3 protein-coding genes are annotated in these 1568 nt (G+C 41.7%); all 3 read right to left on the reverse strand.

What is annotated here, in order from left to right; genetic code table 11:
* Positions 1 to 256 (reverse strand): DNA topoisomerase family protein (locus tag CXF78_RS16975; RefSeq protein WP_180957201.1); only part of this gene is annotated, 256 nt, incomplete at its 3' end.
* 59 nt (positions 257 to 315) lie between these two features.
* Entirely contained in the window at positions 316 to 789 is a 474-nt protein-coding gene (locus tag CXF78_RS16980) for a DUF494 family protein (RefSeq protein ID WP_011635519.1), read from the reverse strand.
* Between the two features lie 2 nt (positions 790 to 791).
* Positions 792 to 1568, reverse strand: a 777-nt coding sequence (gene dprA / locus CXF78_RS16985; protein ID WP_102037429.1) for a DNA-processing protein DprA, incomplete at its 5' end; no start/stop codon positions are given.

The raw sequence follows: 1568 nt of genomic DNA on the forward strand, positions 1-1568 counted from the left end.
CAAATCGACCAGACTTAACAGCCAACTCATTACCACATTTAGGGCATTCAGAACCGCTAATAATTTGGGTTTCAATCGACTCATGCTGCACTAGCGGACGGGTATAATCGCAGCTTGGATAGTTATTACATCCCACAAAACTGCCATGTTTACTGTGTTTAACCGACAACTCAGCACCACAAACAGGACAAAGTTCAAACTCTTTCTCCAATGCATGTTCGTGGACAGTAAAAAGTTGCTGATCAATTTTCGACATGGGTTTCTCTGTGAGTAATATTCTATAGACCTAAAAAAGGAGGCTAAGCCTCCTTTCTGTTATGAGTGTAAGCGCCCCTCTGGCTGCTCGAAGATTAAATCTTCCATTTGCTCATAGGCTGACTCATTTCCTGGCACATTAAATAGTACCATTAATACCACCCATTTGAGATCTTCTAACTCTAATGTTGGCTCATCTAACTCCATAACACGGTCAATGACCATTTCACGAGTTTCGACACTGAGTACTTGAATCTGTTCTAAAAAAAGTAAAAAACCACGACACTCAACATCTAATTTGGCCATTTCCGCTTTAGTATAAATACGGAATGAATGTTGTGCATGATTACACAAGTATGGTTTATCACTCTCTTGTAGATCAGCTAAGTGCTCTAACCAAGAAAGTGCTTTGATAATATCAACTTGATGAAAACCCGCACGGGTTAACTCTTTAGTGAGTTCATCTTCATCAACTAATAACTCAATCTCACTATGAACATAATTTTCAAATAAATACATGAGGATATCGAACATGGCTAACTCCTCTTTAGTCTGACGTAACCACCGGGCACAGCTGCAACCCACCCTTGTAATTCAAGTTCAAGCATTTGTATTAACACCAGATCTATCGGTTTCCCACTATCCTCAACTACCGAATCTATCGCGGTAGTTTCATATCCTACACTAGCTAACAGCGGAGGAAATGGCAAATCACTAACATCATTATCCTGTATATGGTGCCGTAGATGCAATTGTTCAAGGTGATAATCTGATAAACAGCCTAATTCTTCTATTATATCGGCAGCAGACTCGACAAGTTTTGCACCATTTTTAATTAAATCATGACAACCTTGGCTATATCCTCCTAACACGGAGCCTGGTACAGCAAACACTTCACGATTTTGCTCCATTGCCAGCCTAGCACTGATTAATGAACCACTTTTACGGCTTGCTTCTACTACCACGGTACCCAGACTTAAGCCACTGACAATCCGGTTACGCCGAGGAAAGTTACCAGCAAAAGGCCCTATACTTGGCCAGTATTCACTGATTACGCAACCGGTATTAATAATGTCATGATACAAGTGTTGATGACGCTTAGGATAAATACACTCTACCCCACAACCCAACACCGCCATGGTCGTTCCATCAACCGCCAAAGTCGCTTTATGGGCTGCACCATCAATACCCGTCGCCATGCCACTAGTGATTGAAAAACCTTGATTAGCTAAATGACCAGCGAGATCTGCTGCCATATCTAAGCCGCCTCGAGAGGCATTACGGCTACCAACAATCGCAATACTCGGTAATAA

This window comes from Shewanella sp. 11B5, from assembly GCF_002836795.1.
GTDB classification, from domain to species: Bacteria; Pseudomonadota; Gammaproteobacteria; order Enterobacterales; family Shewanellaceae; genus Shewanella; species Shewanella frigidimarina.

Bases quoted from the DNA above. Each gene is read 5' to 3' on its own strand.
- CXF78_RS16980 (WP_011635519.1), bottom strand. From the start codon at position 789: ATGTTCGATATCCTCATGTATTTATTTGAAAATTATGTTCATAGTGAG.